General features: G+C 60.1%; 18 protein-coding genes, 1 tRNA gene and 2 rRNA genes (1 of these 21 cut by a window edge). 4 read left to right on the top strand and 17 right to left on the bottom strand.

Features of this window, described 5'->3' with window-relative positions; all coding sequences use genetic code 11:
* Nucleotides 1-3: 3 nt before the first annotated feature.
* The gene (locus IU367_RS21650; RefSeq protein WP_274453071.1) at nt 4-981 is read left to right on the top strand and encodes a DUF4382 domain-containing protein; all 978 of its coding nucleotides are present in this window, start codon (nt 4-6) and stop codon (nt 979-981) included.
* A gap of 17 nt (nt 982-998) precedes the next feature.
* Complete coding sequence (locus IU367_RS21655; protein WP_274453072.1) at nt 999-1,253, top strand: Rho-binding antiterminator; 255 nt, start codon at nt 999-1,001, stop codon at nt 1,251-1,253.
* A 72-nt stretch (nt 1,254-1,325) separates the two neighbouring features.
* Here the strand turns inward: IU367_RS21655 and IU367_RS21660 are convergent, their stop codons facing one another.
* Nucleotides 1,326-2,075, bottom strand: coding sequence for a class I SAM-dependent methyltransferase (locus IU367_RS21660; protein WP_274453073.1), 750 nt, complete (start codon nt 2,073-2,075; stop codon nt 1,326-1,328).
* Nucleotides 2,076-2,151: 76 nt separating this feature from the next.
* Here IU367_RS21660 and IU367_RS21665 point away from each other — a divergent pair, with 76 nt between their 5' ends.
* Nucleotides 2,152-2,892, top strand: coding sequence for a substrate-binding periplasmic protein (locus IU367_RS21665; protein ID WP_274453074.1), 741 nt, complete (start codon nt 2,152-2,154; stop codon nt 2,890-2,892).
* A gap of 7 nt (nt 2,893-2,899) precedes the next feature.
* Here the strand turns inward: IU367_RS21665 and IU367_RS21670 are convergent, their stop codons facing one another.
* From IU367_RS21670 to IU367_RS21730, 13 genes are all read right to left on the bottom strand, one after another.
* Complete coding sequence (locus IU367_RS21670; protein ID WP_274453076.1) at nt 2,900-5,446, bottom strand: putative bifunctional diguanylate cyclase/phosphodiesterase; 2,547 nt, start codon at nt 5,444-5,446, stop codon at nt 2,900-2,902.
* 127 nt (nt 5,447-5,573) lie between these two features.
* Nucleotides 5,574-5,699: a hypothetical protein gene (locus tag IU367_RS21675; protein ID WP_274453077.1), complete on the bottom strand. Its 126-nt coding sequence runs from the start codon at nt 5,697-5,699 to the stop codon at nt 5,574-5,576.
* Nucleotides 5,699-7,741, bottom strand: a complete 2,043-nt coding sequence (prlC, locus tag IU367_RS21680; protein WP_274453078.1) for an oligopeptidase A — start codon at nt 7,739-7,741, stop codon at nt 5,699-5,701. The genes IU367_RS21675 and prlC overlap by 1 nt, the downstream gene beginning before the upstream one ends.
* A gap of 222 nt (nt 7,742-7,963) precedes the next feature.
* On the bottom strand, nt 7,964-8,983 hold the full coding sequence (gene hemB, locus IU367_RS21685; RefSeq protein WP_274453079.1) for a porphobilinogen synthase: 1,020 nt from the start codon (nt 8,981-8,983) through the stop codon (nt 7,964-7,966).
* A 3-nt stretch (nt 8,984-8,986) separates the two neighbouring features.
* Nucleotides 8,987-9,772, bottom strand: a complete 786-nt coding sequence (locus IU367_RS21690) for a TatD family hydrolase (RefSeq protein WP_274453080.1) — start codon at nt 9,770-9,772, stop codon at nt 8,987-8,989.
* 111 nt (nt 9,773-9,883) lie between these two features.
* A complete protein-coding gene (tatC, locus tag IU367_RS21695; RefSeq protein WP_042867359.1) occupies nt 9,884-10,633 on the bottom strand; it encodes a twin-arginine translocase subunit TatC in 750 nt (249 codons plus the stop codon).
* Complete coding sequence (tatB, locus tag IU367_RS21700; RefSeq protein ID WP_098981278.1) at nt 10,630-11,076, bottom strand: Sec-independent protein translocase protein TatB; 447 nt, start codon at nt 11,074-11,076, stop codon at nt 10,630-10,632. The genes tatC and tatB overlap by 4 nt, the downstream gene beginning before the upstream one ends.
* Before the next feature lie 3 nt (nt 11,077-11,079).
* A complete protein-coding gene (gene tatA / locus IU367_RS21705) occupies nt 11,080-11,328 on the bottom strand; it encodes a Sec-independent protein translocase subunit TatA (protein ID WP_043135785.1) in 249 nt (82 codons plus the stop codon).
* 115 nt (nt 11,329-11,443) lie between these two features.
* Nucleotides 11,444-13,087 carry a ubiquinone biosynthesis regulatory protein kinase UbiB gene (ubiB, locus tag IU367_RS21710; protein WP_274453081.1) on the bottom strand — a complete coding sequence of 548 codons (1,644 nt, stop codon included), beginning with the start codon at nt 13,085-13,087 and terminating at the stop codon, nt 11,444-11,446.
* Complete coding sequence (locus IU367_RS21715; protein WP_274453082.1) at nt 13,087-13,695, bottom strand: ubiquinone biosynthesis accessory factor UbiJ; 609 nt, start codon at nt 13,693-13,695, stop codon at nt 13,087-13,089. Before IU367_RS21715 ends, ubiB begins: the two co-directional genes overlap by 1 nt.
* 8 nt (nt 13,696-13,703) lie before the next feature.
* Nucleotides 13,704-14,456 carry a bifunctional demethylmenaquinone methyltransferase/2-methoxy-6-polyprenyl-1,4-benzoquinol methylase UbiE gene (gene ubiE, locus IU367_RS21720; protein ID WP_042867354.1) on the bottom strand — a complete coding sequence of 251 codons (753 nt, stop codon included), beginning with the start codon at nt 14,454-14,456 and terminating at the stop codon, nt 13,704-13,706.
* A gap of 65 nt (nt 14,457-14,521) precedes the next feature.
* Nucleotides 14,522-14,899: a fluoride efflux transporter CrcB gene (gene crcB, locus IU367_RS21725; RefSeq protein ID WP_043135880.1), complete on the bottom strand. Its 378-nt coding sequence runs from the start codon at nt 14,897-14,899 to the stop codon at nt 14,522-14,524.
* An 85-nt stretch (nt 14,900-14,984) separates the two neighbouring features.
* Complete coding sequence (locus IU367_RS21730) at nt 14,985-16,250, bottom strand: cytosine deaminase (RefSeq protein WP_274453083.1); 1,266 nt, start codon at nt 16,248-16,250, stop codon at nt 14,985-14,987.
* A gap of 92 nt (nt 16,251-16,342) precedes the next feature.
* Between IU367_RS21730 and IU367_RS21735 the strand changes: the two genes are divergently transcribed.
* Nucleotides 16,343-16,597, top strand: a complete 255-nt coding sequence (locus IU367_RS21735; RefSeq protein ID WP_052159050.1) for a hypothetical protein — start codon at nt 16,343-16,345, stop codon at nt 16,595-16,597.
* 49 nt (nt 16,598-16,646) lie between these two features.
* Here the strand turns inward: IU367_RS21735 and IU367_RS21740 are convergent.
* The 3 genes from IU367_RS21740 to IU367_RS21750 all read right to left on the bottom strand — a co-directional run.
* A tRNA-Thr gene (locus tag IU367_RS21740) sits at nt 16,647-16,722 on the bottom strand.
* Between the two features lie 106 nt (nt 16,723-16,828).
* Nucleotides 16,829-16,943 (bottom strand): 5S ribosomal RNA (rrf, locus tag IU367_RS21745).
* A 127-nt stretch (nt 16,944-17,070) separates the two neighbouring features.
* A 23S ribosomal RNA gene (locus IU367_RS21750) occupies nt 17,071-19,606 on the bottom strand (it continues 354 nt past the right edge of the window).

Consider the following 19,606-nt stretch of genomic DNA (forward strand, 5'->3'; position numbering starts at 1 on the left):
GCCATGAAACCTTTGACTCTGATAGGCCTGACCGCCCTGCTGACTGCCTGTGGTGGTGGCGGCGGTGACAACAACAGCCAGCAGAATGCCCAGCTGTCGCTGGCCTTCTCCGATGCCCCCGTGGATGCGGTCAGCAAGGTCTGCATCGCCGTATCCAACATCAGTATTCACCCAGTGACAGGCACCGAGCTGGGCTGGACAACCGCCAGCTTCCTGACCTCGGCCCAGGACGACGGTTGCACGCCGACGGGGGAGACAATTCCCCTCGACAGCGCGGGACATCCCCTGTTCACCTACATAGATCTGCTGCAATATCAGGGCTCCACCAGCCGTCCCCTGCTGGCCAGCCAGAGCGTGGTACCCGGTGACTACAGCCAGATGCGGCTGCGGGTACTGGATGGACGGGAGGTCAGCAACCAGTTTCTGGGTGGCACCCCCTACTCCTACGTCAAACAGGATGATGGGGTGATCAAACCGCTGGAGGTGCCCAGCAGCGAGCTCAAACTGGACGCCTTCACCATAGCCGCCAACGGCCTCAGCGCCTTCACCACTGAGTTCGACCTGCGCCACGCCATGGTGTTGCCGGGCCACGAGCAGTATTACAAGCTCAAGCCCAGAGGGGTACGGCTGGTGAACAATACCCAGGTCGCGACCGTCAAGGGCACTGTGGCGAGCGGTGCCTGCGGCGGTCAGCTGACCGACAAGGCCTTCGTCTATCTCTATCAGCCGAGAAACGATGACAACTACCCTGACATGGCCGACAGCGACAACGGCTTCTACGCCAGCGCCCCCGTGCAGCCCTTGACCGCGGGTGGCTTTGGCTACGAGCTGGGCTTTGTTGACCTCGGCAATTACGATCTGGCCCTGATCTGCAATGGCAACGAGGATGATCCCGAGCTGGCAGGCGATCCGCTGCAACTGGAGCAGGTGCTGAAGGGTCAGGCGGTGGTGGCCCCCGCCACCAGCATCAACTTCCAGTAGCGAGAGGCAAGACACGCATGGCAGATTACCAGCCCATCAGCTGTGACCTCTACGACTGGCTCGAGATCGCCGCCAGCTGGCAGTTATCCGTCACGCTCACCAGCCGCGATGGTCGTCAGTGGGATGACAAGATCCGCACCATAACAGCCAGCGAGGGCGTCGAGTACCTGCTGCTGGAGAGTGGCGAGCGGCTCAGCCTGGCCGAGCTGGCTAGCCTGAGCCTGGTCTGGCAGGGGGAAGAGAAGCTGATCCGCTTCGCCTCCGCCACCTAAACGCCAAACCTAAAAAAGAGGGCCAACACCTTGTTAGCCCTCCTTTTTTCATCCCGCGACTCAGGCCGGCAGTCAACTCGCTGCCAGCGCCGCCATCACGTAGACATCGAAGCGGTTGCTCTTGGTTTCGATGGCCATGCTGGGTTTGTGCTCATTGAGCCAGCCCGCGTAGTCGGGCCGCTTCACCACCACCCGCTTGTCCGCCATCTTGAGGGCCGCCGGCAACAGGGCATCCGCATCGAGATCCGGCCCCACCAACGACTGGAACACCCGCATCTCCTTCTTCACCAGCGCCGACTTCTGCTTGTGGGGGAACATGGGGTCGAGATAGACGACCTCGGGCCGCTCGGTCAACGCCAGCAGGTTGTCCACCGCCGGCCCTTGCAGCAGCCGCATCCGCTCGCTGACCCAGGGGCCTATCTCGGGATCCTGCGCCGCCCGCATCAGCCCATCCTGCAGCAGGGCCGCCACCACGGGGCTGCGCTCGATCAGGGTCACCTTGCAGCCGAGGGAGGCCAGCACGAAGGCGTCGCGGCCCAGCCCGGCGGTGGCATCCACCACGGTCGGGGTCGCCCCGGCCTTGAGCCCGACCGCCTTGGCGATGGACTGGCCCCGTCCGCCGCCAAACTTGCGGCGATGGGCCACAGCTCCTTCCACGAAGTCCACGTAGACGGCCCCCAGCTTGGGCTCATCCAGCTTGCGCAGCTCCAGCCGCTCGGGCGTAAACACCAGGGCGAACTGGGGGTAGTCGGTCTGGTCAAGCTTGCTGGCCAGCGCTTGCGCCAGCGCGGCCTTGGCGGGGTCTTCGAGGAGGATTTGCATGGTCTTTGGAGGCGTTCTAAGTTCAGTGAAGGGAGTGTACCACAGCCCCTTTCCATCGCTGTAGGGAGGAAACCCCATGCACCTGCTCATCGCCTTGCTACTCGCCGCCCAGAGCGGCACAGACCTGAAGGTATGCGGGGTGGACTGGCCCCCCTTTTCCTATGCGGAGCAGGGGCGCCTGACCGAGGGGATTTCCATCGAGATCCATCAGGAGGTCGCCCGGCGTCTGGGGATGAAGCTCAGCCTGATCGAACTGCCATGGGGGCGCTGCGAGCAGTATGTCAGCACCCGGCTCGCCGACGGCATTCTCGACAATGCCCCGCTGCCCGGTTGTCATCACCCCGATCTCGCGACCGCTTTTTATCCCCTGGCCGCCTATGTGCGCACCGACAGCCCCCTGCACAACTTCTCATGGGAGATGGCCAGGGGGATGAAGGTCGGCATGGTGAGGGGCTATGACTACACGGAGAAGATCAAGCGCTATGATGGCTGGGTGCCGATCAAGGCGCACTCGGACAAACAGCTGCTGTTGCTGCTCGAAAAGAGCCGGGTCGACATGATCATTCTGGATTACTTCTCGGCCCCCATCTTGTCGAAGGAGCAGGACGTGCCGATCCGCGCGCTCTCCCCCTTCATCGACTCGACCCCGCTCTACCTCTGCTTTGGCGAGCAAAGGACCGCGCTGCTGCCCGCATACAGCAAGGCACTGCAGCAGATGCTGGAGGAGGGTGTGCTGGATCGCATCTACCTGCGTTATCTCGGCGAAGACTATCGGACACTGAAAGGCAGGCAGGACAAGCTGAAACCGGCGGAGTGATCGCCCGCTAGCTAATCTGCAGGAACATGCTCTTGTCGTTGAGCTGCAGGTATTCGATCAGGTCGTCATACGCCAGCGGGCGGCTGAGCAGGAAGCCCTGGGTGAAGGCACACCCCTTCTGGCAGAGGAAGTTGAGCTGCTCACGCGTCTCCACCCCCTCGATCACCACCTGCATGCCGAGGTTGTGCACTATGTTGATGATGCCGTCGAGCAGCAGCCTGTCCTGTTCGTTGAACGGGATGTGGCGCACGAAGGCGCGGTCAATCTTGACCAGATCCACCGGGAAGTTGCGCAGGTAGTTGAGGGCCGAATAGCCGGTGCCGAAGTCGTCGATGGCCAGCTTGCAGCCCGCCTCGCGCAGGGCATCGATCCGCACCCTGTGCTGATCGCTGGTCTCCATCAGCAGGGATTCGGTGATCTCGATGACGATGTCGCAGGGGTCGAGCCCGAAGTGGTGGATCACCTTGAGCCACTCGCTCGCCTCCGGATCTATGGTCTGGAACTCCAGGGTGGAGCGGTTGATCGACATCTGCAGATCCGGGAAGCCGGATTGCTGCAGCCGCGCCAGATCCCGGCAGGACTGCCACAGCACCAGCGCCCCCAGCCCCTGGATGAGCCCTGCCTCCTCCGCCAGCGGAATGAAGTCCGCCGGTGACACCTGGCCCCAGTGCGGGTGATACCAGCGCACCAGCGCCTCCAGCTTGGCCACCCGGCCGCTGCGGTTGTCCCAGATCGGCTGATAGGCCATGGTCAGCTGCTCCAGCTTGATGGCCTCCGCCAGATCCTGCTGCATCTGGTGACGCTGGCGCACCTCTTCGCGCATGGAGGCGCAGTAGGTACCGAGCAGGCGCCCCTGTCGCTTGGCGGCAAACAGCGCCTGTTCGGCGTTGCGCAGCAGCTCGTCGCTCTCGACGCCATCCCCTGGGCAGAGGGTGATGCCTATGGTGGCCGTCACATAGAGGTGCTGATTGGCCAGCATGAAGGGACGGGCGAAGCCGCCTATCACCTGCTTGGCGAACACCTCGGCCTGGCGGCGGTTGACTATGCCGGGCACCAGGAAGGCGAACTCGTCGCCGCCGATGCGGGCCACCAGATCCTCGGTGCGCACCCGGCTCACCAGCCGATCCGATACCTCCCGCAGCAAGGCGTCACCGGCGTGGTGATCCATGCTGTTGTTGACCGCCTTGAAGTTGTTGAGATCCAGCACCATGAGCGCGAAGCGCTCGCCCCGCTCGCAGAAGCGGCTGAGGCAGCGACCGAACAGCCAGCGATTGGGCAGGCCGGTGAGATTGTCGTAGTTGGCCTGGGCGGCGATCTTCTGCTCCGCCAGCTTGGTCTGGGAGAGATCGCTGAAGATGGCGATGTACTGGCTGATCCTGCCCCCTTCCCGCAGGGTGCTGATCATCAGCTGCTGGGGGTAGAGCTTGCCGTTCTTGCGCTTGTTCCACACCTCGCCACGCCAAATCCCTACCCGCTCCAGCGCGTGATACATGTCGGCGTAGAAGGCCTGATCGTGCAGCCCGGACTTGAGCAGGCTGGGGCGCTGACCGCACACCTCGGTCTCGCTGTAGCCCGTGATCTGCTCGAACGCCGGGTTGACCGAGATGATGCGGCTGTCGGCATCGCACACCAGAATGGCTTCGGAGAGGTTGTCATAGACCCGGTGGGAGAGCTTGAGCTGCTCGGCATGGCGCTTGAGGGGATCGATATTTTCCAGCACCACCATCAGGTAGTCGGGCTGCAGCTGCTCATCCCGCACCAGGGTGACTGTGACTCGCCCCCACAGCACCTGACCATCCCGATGCAGGTAGCGCTTCTCCTGGGTGAAGGCGGTACGCTCACCGCGCTTGAGCTCAGCGTAACAGGAGACGCTGCGCAGCCAGTCTTCCGGATGGTTGATCTCGGCGGCGGTGCGGTGCTGCAGCTCCTTCTGGCTGTAGCCCAGCATCTTCTCGATAGCCGGGTTGGTCCAGAGGATCCTGCCATCCAGATCCAGCTTGCCAATCCCCACGGGGGCGTGGGACATCATGGTGTGCAGGAAGTGGTGATACTCGGGCTGGCTCTGCACCGGCAACGACTGGCACATCAGCGCCAGCTCGCGGCCCGCCAGCGGTGCCAGCAGCCGCAACAAGCCCATCACCTTGTCCATGTTGGCGAGCGGCTGTTTGAACAGCACGCTGCAGATGCCTATGGTCTCGCCCTGGGCATTCTTGAGGGCCACACCGGCATAGGCCTGAATATGCCAGACCTTCAACACGGCGGCATGGGGAAACAGCTGCTGGACGCGATCGCTGAACCAGGCCTCCCCCTCTTGCAGGGTGACTTCCCCCGGGCTGGCGCTAACCGGAAAACTGAAGTTGGTGGTGTCGAGAGATGCGGGATGGGCGGCGTGCACCTTGAAAAACAGCCCCGCTTGATCCCTACCTGAAATCAGGACGAAGTCGGCCCTGACCGCTGCTGCGATTTCACTCACAAAGGTATCGAAATATCCCTGACCACTCGAATGAGACAGACTTGAGATGATTTGATAGACAGACTCGAGTGCTCGCCTCATGGCAAGGTTCTTTCTCTCCTTGGAAGGTAGAACCCGACTCTACTGAAGAGGCGGGAACAGTGCAAACATGCACTCCGCAAGATATTAAAAAGCCTTGAGAAAAGGGACCAAAAGGTCCCTTTTTATCTCAAAAATCACGCAAGGATCCCACTATGTCGCAAAAGTGTACCTGCTTGAAGCTCACGGCGGCAATCCCGCTGTGGCGTAGCAGGGCGTCCACCTTGGGCTCGCGGCCACCGCAGGTACGGAACATCAGGCGGCAATCCCGCTATGGCGTAGCAGAGCATCGACCCTGGGTTCGCGGCCACGGAAGGCACGGAACAGCTCCATCGGTTCCTTGGAGCCCCCCTTCTCCAGAATGTTCTTCAGGAAGGATTGGCCGGTGGCCGGGTTGAAGATCCCCTCCTCCTCGAAGCGGGAGAAGGCATCGGCGGAGAGCACCTCAGCCCACTTGTAGCTGTAGTAACCCGCCGCATAACCGCCGGCGAAGATGTGGGAGAAGCTGTGCTGGAAGCGGTTGAACGCGGGCGGCGTCATCACGGCCACCTGGCTGCGCACCTCGGTCAGCAGGGCCGGGATCTGATCCGGCTTGGCCGGGTCAAACTCCTGGTGCAGACGGAAGTCGAACAGGGCGAACTCCAGCTGACGCAGCATCTGCATGGCGGCCTGGAAATTGCGAGCGGTCAGCATCTTCTCCAGCAGATCGGCAGGCAGCGGCTCGCCGGTTTCATGATGACCGGAGATGAAGGCCAGCGCCTCGGACTCCCAGCACCAGTTCTCCAGGAACTGGCTCGGCAGCTCCACCGCATCCCAGGCTACGCCGTTGATGCCGGCGACACCGGCCACGTCGATCCGGGTCAGCATGTGGTGAATGCCGTGGCCGAACTCGTGGAACAGGGTCACCACCTCGTTGTGGGTGAACAGAGCCGGTTTGCCATCCACAGGGCCGTTGAAGTTGCAGGTCAGATAGGCCACCGGCTTTTGCAGCGAGCCATCCTGACGGTAGCGACGACCCAGGCAGACGTCCATCCAGGCCCCGCCCTGCTTGTGCTCGCGGGCATAGAGGTCGAGGTAGAAGCTGCCGCGCAGCTCGTCCTCGGCATCGAAGATGTCGTAGAAGCGCACATCAGGGTGCCAGGTGTCGATGCCGAGGCGCTCGCGCACCTTGATGCCAAACACCCGTCTAACCACCTCGAACAGGCCCTTCACCACCTTGTTGGCGGGGAAGTAGGGGCGCAGTTGCTCGTCGGAGATGGAGAACTTGTGCTGCTTGAGCTTCTCGGCGTAATAGGGCAGATCCCAGGCCGCCAGTTCGCTCTGGCCATGCTGCTCGGCGGCGAAGGTGCGGATCTCCTCCAGCTCGGCCTTGCCCTGTGGCAGGGATTTGGCCGCGAGATCCGAGAGGAAGCCCACTACCTGCTCCGTCTTGTCCGCCATCTTGGTGGCGAGCGACAACTCGGCATAGTTGCCAAAACCCAGCAGCAGGGCCAGTTCGCGGCGCAGGGAGAGCAGCTCGGTCATGATGGCGGAGTTGTCCCACTTGCCGGCGTTCGGGCCCTGATCCGAGGCGCGGGTGGTGAAGGCCTCATACAGTTCGGCGCGCAGCGCGCGGTTGTCGGCATACATCATCACCGGCAGGTAGGAGGGAATATCCAGAGTGAACAGCCAGCCCTGCTGACCCTTCTGCTCCGCCAGCTGGCGGGCGGCGGCCTGCGCGCTCTGTGGCAGGCCGGTCAGGTCGGCCTCGTTGGTCACCAGTCTGGTCCAGCCCTGAGTCGCATCCAGCACGTTGTTGCTGAAGCGGGAGGCCAGCTCGGAGAGACGGGCCTGGATCTCGCCGTAGCGCTGCTGCGCCTCGGCGGGCAGACCGATACCGGACAGCCGGAAGTCGCGCAGGGTATTCTGGATCTCCTTGCGCTGGGCACCGCTCAGCAGCGGGAAGTCATCGCTCTCGGCCAGCTCGCGATAGGCCTGATAGAGGCCCTCATGCTGACCGACATAGGTCTGGAACTCGGACAACAGCGGCAGGCAGGCATCGTGGGCCGCGCGCAGCGCTTCGCTGTTGAGCACGGAGTTGAGATGGCTGACCGGTGACCAGACTCGCGCCAGGCGGTCATTCACCTCTTCCAGCGGCGCGATAAGGCTATCCCAGGTATGGGGGTCACGCTGGGCCAGCACATCGCTGATCTTCTGTTTGCAATCGGCGATGGCCTGCGTCACGGCAGCTTGCACCTGGTCGGGCTGGATCTGGCTGAAAGGGGGCAGCGAGTCCATTGTCAGCAAAGGGTTGTTCATCCTGCGGTACCTCTAAATTCTCTACAGCCCCTGCCGTCCAGAAGCCTGCTTGGACCATCTAAGATGTAGGCAGAAACCTCATTAATCAAGCCTTTGCCGCCGAGAGGCGGGCCAGTTGCCCACTTTTCGCGAAAACTTGCTCATTAAATCAGCGACAAGGCGGCCAGAGACGACAATGCCGACCCGGGGGTCGGCATTGTAAGCGAAAGTGCAAGGCGGGCATCAGCGTCTGGCGTCTTCCTTCAGCCACTGCGCCACCCGCTTGGCGAAGTAGGTGAGGATGCCGTCGGCACCGGCTCGCTTGAAGCAGAGCAGGGACTCCATGATGCTCTCCTTCTCCTTCAGCCAGCCGTTCTGGATCGCCGCCATGTGCATGGCGTACTCGCCGCTCACCTGATAGGCGAAGGTCGGCACGCCGAACTGATCCTTGACCTGGCGGATCACGTCCAGATAGGGCATACCCGGCTTGACCATGACGCTGTCGGCCCCTTCCTGAATATCCAGCGCCACCTCGTGCAGGGCTTCGTTGCTGTTGGCCGGATCCATCTGGTAGGTGGCCTTGTTGCTCTTGCCGAGGTTGCCGGCAGAGCCGACCGCATCGCGGAACGGGCCGTAGTAGCAGGAGGCGTACTTGGCGGAGTAGGCCATGATCTGGGTGTTGATAAAGCCGTTCTCCTCCAGTGCGGCACGGATGGCGCCGATGCGGCCATCCATCATGTCGGACGGCGCCACTATATCGACCCCGGCGGCGGCGTGGGAGAGCGCCTGCTTCACCAGGATTTCCGTGGTGATGTCGTTCAGCACATAGCCTTCATCGTCGATGATGCCGTCCTGACCGTGGGTGGTAAAGGGGTCGAGCGCCACGTCCGTGATGACACCCAGCTCGGGGAAGCGGGCCTTGAGGGCGCGGGTCGCCCGCTGGGCCAGACCGTCCGGGCTGTAAGCCTCTTCCGCCAGCAGGCTCTTGCTCTGAAGCGGGGTGACCGGGAACAGGGCGATGGCGGGCACGCCGAGGGCGACCAGCTCTGCGGCTTCCGCCAGCAACAGATCGATGGAGAGACGATCCACCCCCGGCATGGAGGTGACGGCCTCACGGCGGTTCTCCCCCTCCAGCACGAACACGGGATAGATGAGATCGTTGGCGGTCAGTACGTTCTCGCGCACCAGACGACGGCTGAAATCATGTTTGCGCACCCGGCGCAGGCGGCGACCCGGAAAGGCGCCAGGAAGTGTTGTAGCCATGAATCACTCCAAAAGAGGAAGTTGGAAGAACGCGGCGGAGGTGGCCCGGGTGTGGGCCAGCAAGGCCTCGGGCGCTTCACCACGGCAGGCCGCCACCACCTGGGCGATGTGCGGCAAAAAAGCGGGTTCGTTGCGTTTTGGTCTGGGCTTCAGATCTCGCGGCACCAGATAAGGGGCATCCGTCTCTATCATCAGCCGGCCGGCCGGAATGCGGGCCACCTGTTCCCGCAGCAGCTGACCGCGGCGCTCGTCACAGAGCCAGCCGGTCACCCCTATATGCAGCCCGAGCGCCAGACACTCGTCCAGCTCCTCGTCGGAGCCGGTGAAGCAGTGCAGCACGGCCCCCGGCAGCCTGGGCAGCCAGGGACGCAGGATCTCGACAAAACGGGCGTGCGCATCGCGACAGTGCAGAAACACCGGCATCCCTAGCTCGGCGGCCAGCGCCAGCTGGGCGTCGAATACCGCATCCTGCACCGGACGGGGGGAGAAGTCCCGGTTGTAGTCGAGGCCGCACTCGCCGATGGCCACCACCTGCGGCAAGGCCGCCAGCGCACGCAATGCGGGCAGGGTCTGCTCATCGACGCTCTTGGCATCGTGGGGATGCACACCCGCGGTGGAGAAGCAGTAACCCGGCCACAGCGCAGCCAAGTCAGCGCTTTCGTGGCTACCGACCAGATCGGTGCCGGTCAGGATCAGCGCCTCGACCCCGGCGGCGCGGGCGCGGGCCACCAGTGCTGGCTGTTCACCGGCAAACTGGCTGCTGGTGAGGTTGAGACCAATGTCGATCATGGGATGAGACGTTCCGAACAAAAGGAATACATATCAGGTATTTGAAAACCATCTACTCAATGGGGCATCACCATACGCCTCGAACGAGGGCATGAAAAGAGGAAGGGAGCCTCAGCTCCCCTCTTCCGTTTGTTCCTGTTGCTCCTCTTCCTTCACGTAGAAACGGGCGAAGAACAGACCTATCTCCCACAAGGCCCACATGGGGATGGCGAGCAGGGTCTGGGAGAAGACATCGGGCGGAGTCAGCAACATGCCGACCACGAAGACCCCGACGATGACGTAAGGGCGCTTCTCCCTCAGACTCTTGGGGGTGGTCACTCCGGTCCAGCACAGCAGTATGGTGGCCACCGGGATCTCGAACGCTACCCCGAACGCGAAGAACAGGGTGAGCACGAAGTCCAGATAGCTGGCGATGTCGGTCGCCACCGTCACCCCGGCGGGCGCGGTACTGGTGAAGAAACCGAACACCAGCGGGAACACCACGTAGTAGGCAAACGCCATGCCGCTGTAGAACAACACGGCAGTGGAGACGACCAGCGGCATGATGAGACGCCGCTCATGCTTGTACAGACCGGGGGCGATGAAGGCCCAGGCCTGATACAGCAGATAGGGGATCGCCACGAAGAAGGAGACCACCAGGGTCAGCTTGATCGGCGTCAGGAAGGGGGTCGCCACATCCGTCGCTATCATGCTGGTGCCTGCCGGCAACTGACTGAGCAGCGGCTGGGCCACGAAGTCGTAGATGTTGTTGGAAAAATAGATCAGCGCGATGAACACCAGCAGGACGGCCGAGATGGACCGCAGCAAGCGGGTTCTCAGCTCGACCAGATGGGTGATCAGGGGTTGTTCGGCCTGACTCATGGCTTCACCTCCCCTTGCTCGACACGCAGCTCTGCACCCTGGACAGGGATCATGGCGGTTTCCTCGTCATGAGCCGCCGTCACGGCTGGTTGCTCGGATGTATCTTCCTGCACCTCGGCAGCGGCCGGGGCGGGGCGGATGGTGTTTTGCTGTTCGTAAGGGCGGGTCACCGATTGTGCGGCCGCTTTCAGCTGCTCGATAGACTCCTGCAACTCGGGGCTCAGGTTGTTCATCTGCAACTGTTCGGCCTTCTTCAGGTCGTTGTGCAGATCCTGCAACTTGAGCTCCTGCTCCAACTCGGACTTGACCGAGTTGGCAGTGCTGCGGATCAGCCTGATCCAGTGGCTGGCGGTACGGATCGCCACGGGCAGCCGCTCGGGACCGAGCACCACCAGGGCGACGACACCGATGACAACCAGCTCCCAGAAACCGATATCGAACATGGCTTAGGCCTGATCTTTATCTTTCTGCTTGGCGGTCTCGGCACTATTGGCCGCTTCGTTCAGCTGCTTGGGAGGAAACTCGGCATCTTTCTGCTCGGGTTTGCCATCGGTCGGCTCATCAGACAACGCCTTCTTGAAACCCTTGACGGCCGCACCCAGATCGCCGCCGATCCCGCGCAGCTTCTTGGTACCGAACAGCAGCACGACTATGACTGCGATGATCAACAACTGCCAAATACTGATACCACCCATGATATGTCTCCAAGTCCAACATTGACGCTAAGGTATGCGAGTGTGTTATTAACGATCACGATGCTGATACCAGCCCGTAATTTCTTCAAAACTGACGCCAAACTGCACGAGTGCGTTATTGGCGAGAGCGGGCCTTGAACCAGCCCAACAGCCAGCATAAACCGGTGCCGGCCAGGCTGATTTGTCCCCACTCAATGTATTGTTTTTGGGTCAGCAAGAATACACCCGCCAATAGCAGGCTGGCTCCAACCCCTAAGAGGTAGCGAGCCTGTCCCTGTCGACGGCTGTGACGGCGGAAATCGGCAAACATCTGATCGAAGTGGCGCTGCTGGTGACGGGTCTGGCGCAGGGTCTCATAGACCAGCTCAGGCAATTCAGGCAGTTTCTCCGCCCAGAATGGCGCCTTCTCCTTGATGGCATTCCACACGGCTTTCGGCCCGACCTGCTCGTGCATCCAGTTTTCCAGATAGGGCTTGGCGGTCTGCCACAGGTCCAGCTGGGGATAGAGCTGACGACCCAGCCCCTCCACATAGAGCAATGTCTTCTGCAACAGCACCAGCTGCGGCTGCACCGCCATGTTGAAGCGACGGGCGGTGTTGAACAGGTTGAGCAGCACGTGGCCGAACGAAATTTCGGACAGCGGCTTCTCGAAGATGGGCTCCAGCACGGTGCGGATGGCGAATTCGAACTCGTCCACCTTGGTGTCTGGCGGTACCCAACCGGACTCCACGTGCAGCTCGGCCACCCGGCGATAGTCGCGGTTGAAGAAGGCGAGGAAGTTCTCGGCCAGGTAACGCTTGTCTTCCCGGTTCAGGGTGCCGACTATGCCGCAGTCGATGCCGATCCAGAGCGGATTGTCGGGATGTTCATAGGAGACGAAGATGTTGCCGGGATGCATGTCGGCGTGGAAGAAACTGTCGCGGAACACCTGGGTGAAGAAGACCTCCACCCCGCGCTCGGCCAGCAGCTTCATGTTGGTGCCGTTGGCTTCCAGCGCCGGAATGTCGGAAACCGGTATGCCGTAGATGCGCTCCATCACCAGCACATGCTCACGGCAGTGTTCGGTGAACACCTCGGGCACGTAGAGGGCATCTGAGCCGGTGAAGTTGCGGCGCAACTGGATGGCGTTGGCGGCTTCGCGCATCAGGTTCAGCTCGTCGAGTATGGTCTTGCGATACTCTTCCACCACCTCGATGGGGCGCAGGCGCGCACTCTGGGGCACGAAACGGGCGACCAGGCGGGCCAGGGTCTGCATCAGGCGCAGATCGGCCTCTATGACCGGCTCTATGTCTGGGCGGATCACCTTGATGACGATCTCGCGGCCATTTTCCTTCAATCGACCCGTGTGTACCTGGGCGATGGAGGCCGACGCCAGCGGCGTCTCGTCGAAGTCGTCAAATAGAGTCTCGATGGCGCAGCCCAGGCTCTCCTCGATCTTGAGGCGCGCCGCCTGACCGCAGAAAGGCGGCACCCTGTCCTGCAACAGGGCCAGCTCTTCGGCGATATCCGGCGGCAGCAGATCGCGCCGGGTCGACAGCATCTGGCCGAACTTGATGAAGATGGGACCGAGCGCCTCGAAGGCGAGGCGAATGCGGGCGCCGCGACTCAGCCCCTGCTGCTTGTTCTTGAGCCAGAACAGGCTGCGGCGGGCCAGACGACCCGGCCAGGGCTGATAGCGGGCAGGCACGAGTTCATCTATGCCCTGCTCCAGCAATATGGTGATGATGCGATAGAGGCGCTTGAACTCCTTCGGGGTCATCAGGCTACCTGCTGTTCGAAGCGGGCCAGCCGCAGCTCGACCGCTTTCATCCGTTGCGCCAGCAGCTCGACATCGTCGTTGAAGCTCGCCACTTCCAGCGGACCGGGCGCGAGGCGGATCTCTTCGGTCAGGTATTCCGCCAGCTGGCTGCGGGAGCGGCACAGCTCGCGCCCCAGCACGCGGCGCGCCTGACGGGCACCACTGAACAGGGTGTGGGCCAGCACGTCGCCGGTATAGCGCGACAGCTCCTCTTCCCAGTCGATATCCAGATCGCCCAGCAAGACGCTGAACGCCTGCACCAGCTGGGGATCGCCGCTAAGATCCAGCTTCTCCTCACGGATGTAGCGAGTCAGGGCGGAAGGGTCTTTCAGCAGGCCCAGCGCCGTCAGCGACAGGCTGAGCACGGCATCGGCATCGCCTTCGTGGCGGGCCAGCACATCCAGCCGGCGATCGGAGAAGACAAACCAGAGCGGCTTGAGCTCACGCAGCTCCAGCTTGAGTACCTTGCCCGTCAGCTTGCGCAACCGTTCCTGACTCTGCTTGTCGAGCGTCAGCAACTGGTTGAGGCTGGTTTCGATCACGGCGGTGACCATGGCATCCATCGGCATAGGCGACCTTAAAACTTGTAACCACGGTGCAGGGCAACCACACCCTGGGTCAGGTTGTAGAACTCGACCTGCTCAAAACCGACATTCTCCATCATTCCCTTCAGGGTCTGCTGATCCGGGTGCATGCGGATGGATTCCGCCAGATATTTGTAGCTTTCACCGTCGTTCGCGACGATTTCACCCATTTTCGGCAGCAGTTTGAAGGAGTAGAGATCGTACAGCTTGGCGATCACCTCGCTGGCGGGCTTGGAGAACTCCAGCACCAGCAGGCGGCCGCCCGGCTTCAACACCCGGAACATGGAGGCCAGCGCCTTGTCCTTGTCGGTGACGTTGCGCAGGCCGAAGCCGATGGTGATGACATCGAAGTGATTGTCCGGGAAGGGCAGCGCCTCGGCGTTGGCCTGCACGTAGGAGACGTTGTTCGCCACCCCCAGGTTGCGCAGCTTGTCGCGGCCCACCTTGAGCATGGAGTCATTGATATCCGCCAGTACCACCTGACCGGTCTCGCCGACGATACGGGAGAACTTGGCGGTCAGATCACCGGTGCCACCGGCCAGATCCAGCACCTTCTGGCCCTTGCGCACACCGGAGCAGTCGATGGTGAAGCGCTTCCACAGGCGGTGGATGCCGAACGACATCAGATCGTTCATCAGATCATACTTGGCTGCCACCGAATGAAAGACGCCGGCGACCAGGGTTTCCTTCTCGGTCGCGGCCACGGTTTTAAAGCCAAAATGCGTTGTCGTAGTCTGTTCTGACATCCCTTAAACACCCATAGAGCAAAGAATGGTCGCCAGTTTACCAGAGCCAATGGCGTGCGGACACCTTAAACCCGGCTGGCAACCAACTGCATGCCCAGCAACACCATGGCCAGACAGAGGAAAAGGTTGAGGCCTATATTGAGCACCGCCTTCAGGTAGGCGCCCTGCTGGGCCAGCACCACAGTATCCAGCGCGAAGGAGGAGAAGGTGGTGAGAGCCCCAAGGATCCCCACCATCAGCAGCGGCTTCATCGGGTGTTCCACCACATGGCCCTGACTGATGAGCGCAAAGGCGATACCCATGATGAAAGAGCCCACCACATTGACCACCAGGGTGCCATAGGGAAAGTGGCGTCCCAGCAAGAGTGCCATCAGCTCGGCGATACCAAAACGCAGGCAGGCGCCGATGGCACCGCCTGCCGCAACATATAACCAAGTTTGCATAGGGCAGACTCCACAATATCAGGCCGACATTATGCAAAATGTCGGCAAGCGGGGACAGCGGGGCAATTAATCGATATCGACCGCCTCACCGGCGAAAGTCGACCGGTTCGATCCGATCCAGATGGAGCGAGGTCTGAGCTGGTTTGGTCTCGGCAATGATCCGGCCATGGCGGATGGAGTAACGCACCGGCACCTGACGGCGCACCGCATCAAACCCGTTCTCGGCAGGCAGGATCAGCAGATTGGCCGGCTTGCCGACCTCGATGCCGTAGCGATCCTGCACGTTCAGAGTACGGGCGCTGTGGCTGCTGATGAGCTTCAAGCCGTTGTTGATCTGCTCATACCCCATGATCTGGCACACATGCAGTCCCATGTGCAGCACCTGCAGCATGTTGGCCGTGCCCATGGGATACCAGGGATCGAACACGTCGTCGTGGCCGAAGCAGACGTTGATATTCGCCTCCAGCATCTCCTTCACCCGGGTGATGCCACGGCGCTTGGGATAGCTGTCGAAGCGTCCCTGCAGGTGAATGTTCACCAGCGGATTGGCGACGAAGTTGATGTCTGCCATCTTGAGCAGGCGGAACAGGCGGGAAGCATAGGCCCCGTTGTAGGAGTGCATGGCGGTGGTATGGCTGGCGGTCACCCGCTGGCCCATGCCGCGCTCATAAGCAAGCGTCGCCAGGGTCTCGATGAAACGGGACTGCTCGTCATCGATCTCGTCACAGTGCACATCCACCAGAACCTGATACTTCTCGGCAAGATCGAACACGTAGTGCAGACTTTCGACCCCATACTCCCGGGTGAACTCGAAGTGGGGAATGGCGCCGATCACGTCGGCTCCCAGCCTGAGCGCCTCTTCCAGCAACGCCTTGCCATTGGGGTAGGAGAGGATCCCCTCCTGCGGGAAGGCCACTATCTGCAGCTCGACCCACTCCTTCATCTCCTCCTTCACCTCCAGCATCGCCTTCAAGGCGACCAGGTTGGGATCGGAGACATCGACGTGGGTGCGGACAAACTGGATGCCGTTGGCAATCTGCCACTTCAGCGTCTGGATGGCGCGCTGTTTCACATCTTCATGGGTCAGCAGCGCCTTGCGCTCGGCCCAGCGCTCTATCCCCTCGAACAGGGTACCGGACAGGTTCCAGCTCGGCTCCCCGGCCGTCTGGGTGGTATCAAGATGGATGTGGGGCTCGATAAAGGGGGCCATGGCCAGACCCTCCTCCCCATCCAGCTCCCGGGTAGACAGGAGAAGCTGGCTCATGGGAGCTATGGTCCGGATCAGGCCATCCTGGCACAGGATCTGCCACAACCCCTCTCTGCCAGCCAGACGCACATTCTTTATCAGCATGTTTTTCTTCCTTTTTCTGACACCGATTACCTTTTCCAATCCACAACTTAGCTTGGATCAATTTAATAGAAAAGCGTTCATATTGAATACATATGAGACTGCTACTATTGATAAACAGCAACAATAAAAGGGAGTTAATTGGGATGAAAGCAGGATTGACCGAGATCGGCAGCGCTGGTCTGTTTCACGAATATCTGCAGACACTGGGTATCAACAAGCCGCCGTTGACCTCGATCGACAAGCAGTGGGAATACAAGCGCAACGAACGACTGGTCGCGGCTATCCAGATAGAATCCTCGGGACAGGCCCGCTTCTATCTCGATGCCAGACAGATTTCGGTAAACTGAGAAAGACGAATACAAAAAAGCCTCCCGATTGGGAGGCTTTAATATTTACTGGTGCTGATACCCAGAGTCGAACTGGGGACCTCATCCTTACCAAGGATGCGCTCTACCAACTGAGCCATATCAGCACACTAACCGGTAAAGACCGCACTGCGTGCGTTATCTAAATCTTCTGTCCAACACAACCTGACGTTGTGTCGCGACCAACCACATCGCTGTAGTTGCTTAATTGAAGCCTGGCAGTGTCCTACTCTCGCATGGCGAATGCCACACTACCATCGGCGCTACCGCGTTTCACTTCTGAGTTCGGCATGGGATCAGGTGGTTCCACGGCGCTATGGCCGCCAGGCAAATAACTTCAATCTCGGAAAGCTGACGTGAGTAACGACTGATTGGCTATTGCCTGGTCGTTATCACTGAATTAGGTAAGTAGTCTCGCACTTGCTACAAGTCTCAGAACACTTCTTGGGTGTTGTATGGTTAAGCCTCACGGGTAATTAGTATGGGTTAGCTCAACACGTCGCCGCGCTTACACACCCCACCTATCAACGTTGTGGTCTCCAACGGCCCTTTAGGACCCTCAAGGGGTCAGGGATGACTCATCTCAGGGCTCGCTTCCCGCTTAGATGCTTTCAGCGGTTATCGATTCCGAACTTAGCTACCGGGCAGTGCCACTGGCGTGACAACCCGAACACCAGAGGTTCGTTCACTCCGGTCCTCTCGTACTAGGAGCAACTCCCTTCAATCATCCAACGCCCACGGCAGATAGGGACCGAACTGTCTCACGACGTTCTGAACCCAGCTCGCGTACCACTTTAAATGGCGAACAGCCATACCCTTGGGACCGACTTCAGCCCCAGGATGTGATGAGCCGACATCGAGGTGCCAAACACCGCCGTCGATATGAACTCTTGGGCGGTATCAGCCTGTTATCCCCGGAGTACCTTTTATCCGTTGAGCGATGGCCCTTCCATTCAGAACCACCGGATCACTATGACCTACTTTCGTACCTGCTCGACCTGTCCGTCTCGCAGTTAAGCTGGCTTATGCCATTGCACTAACCTCCTGATGTCCGACCAGGATTAGCCAACCTTCGTGCTCCTCCGTTACTCTTTGGGAGGAGACCGCCCCAGTCAAACTACCCACCAGGCACTGTCCGCGATCCCGATTCAGGGACCTGCGTTAGAACATCAAACATACAAGGGTGGTATTTCAAGGACGGCTCCAGCGCAACTGGCGTCACGCCTTCAAAGCCTCCCACCTATCCTACACATGTAGGTTCAATGTTCAGTGCCAAGCTGTAGTAAAGGTTCACGGGGTCTTTCCGTCTAGCCGCGGGTACACCGCATCTTCACGGCGAATTCGATTTCACTGAGTCTCGGGTGGAGACAGCATGGCCATGGTTACACCATTCGTGCAGGTCGGAACTTACCCGACAAGGAATTTCGCTACCTTAGGACCGTTATAGTTACGGCCGCCGTTTACCGGGGCTTCGATCAAGAGCTTCGCTTGCGCTAACCCCATCAATTAACCTTCCGGCACCGGGCAGGTGTCACACCCTATACGTCCACTTTCGTGTTTGCAGAGTGCTGTGTTTTTGATAAACAGTCCCAGCCATCTGGTCACTGCGACTCCCAACTGCTCCATCCGCAAGGGACTTCACTGTCAAGAGCGAACCTTCTCCCGAAGTTACGGTTCTATTTTGCCTAGTTCCTTCACCCGAGTTCTCTCAAGCGCCTTGGTATTCTCTACCCGACCACCTGTGTCGGTTTGGGGTACGATGACTTGTAATCTGAAGCTTAGAGGCTTTTCCTGGAAGCAGGGCATCAATGGCTTCACCACCGTAGTGGCTTCGTCTCGTGTCTCAGTGTTGTGTCTCCGGATTTGCCTAGAAACACCACCTACGCACTTTCACCAGGACAACCGTCGCCTGGCCCACCTAGCCTTCTCCGTCCCCCCATCGCAATTACAAGTCGTGCAGGAATATTAACCTGCTTCCCATCGATTACGCCTTTCGGCCTCACCTTAGGGGTCGACTCACCCTGCCCCGATTAACGTTGGACAGGAACCCTTGGTCTTCCGGCGAGGAGGCTTTTCACCCCCTTTATCGTTACTTACGTCAGCATTCGCACTTCTGATATCTCCAGCATACCTCTCGATACACCTTCGCAGACTTACAGAACGCTCCCCTACCACTCACACATAAGTGTGAATCCGCGGCTTCGGTGCCTGGTTTGAGCCCCGTTACATCTTCCGCGCAGGCCGACTCGACTAGTGAGCTATTACGCTTTCTTTAAATGATGGCTGCTTCTAAGCCAACATCCTAGCTGTCTGAGCCTTCCCACATCGTTTCCCACTTAACCAGAACTTTGGGACCTTAGCCGGCGGTCTGGGTTGTTTCCCTCTTCACGACGGACGTTAGCACCCGCCGTGTGTCTCCCGGATATTACTTACTGGTATTCGGAGTTTGCATGGAGTTGGTAAGTCGGGATGACCCCCTAGTCCAAACAGTGCTCTACCCCCAGTAGTATTCGTCCGAGGCGCTACCTAAATAGCTTTCGGGGAGAACCAGCTATCTCCGAGTTTGATTGGCCTTTCACCCCCAGCCACAGGTCATCCCCTAACTTTGCAACGTTAGTGGGTTCGGTCCTCCAGTTGATGTTACTCAACCTTCAACCTGCCCATGGCTAGATCACCCGGTTTCGGGTCTACACCTTGCAACTAGACGCCCAGTTAAGACTCGGTTTCCCTACGGCTCCCCTATACGGTTAACCTCGCTACAAAATGTAAGTCGCTGACCCATTATACAAAAGGTACGCAGTCACCCCGAAGGGCTCCCACTGCTTGTACGTACACGGTTTCAGGTTCTATTTCACTCCCCTCACAGGGGTTCTTTTCGCCTTTCCCTCACGGTACTGGTTCACTATCGGTCAGTCAGGAGTATTTAGCCTTGGAGGATGGTCCCCCCATATTCAGACAGGATGTCACGTGTCCCGCCCTACTCGATTTCAC

The sequence above is a fragment of the Aeromonas bestiarum genome (genome assembly GCF_028751155.1).
Classification (GTDB): Bacteria; Pseudomonadota; Gammaproteobacteria; order Enterobacterales; family Aeromonadaceae; genus Aeromonas; species Aeromonas bestiarum.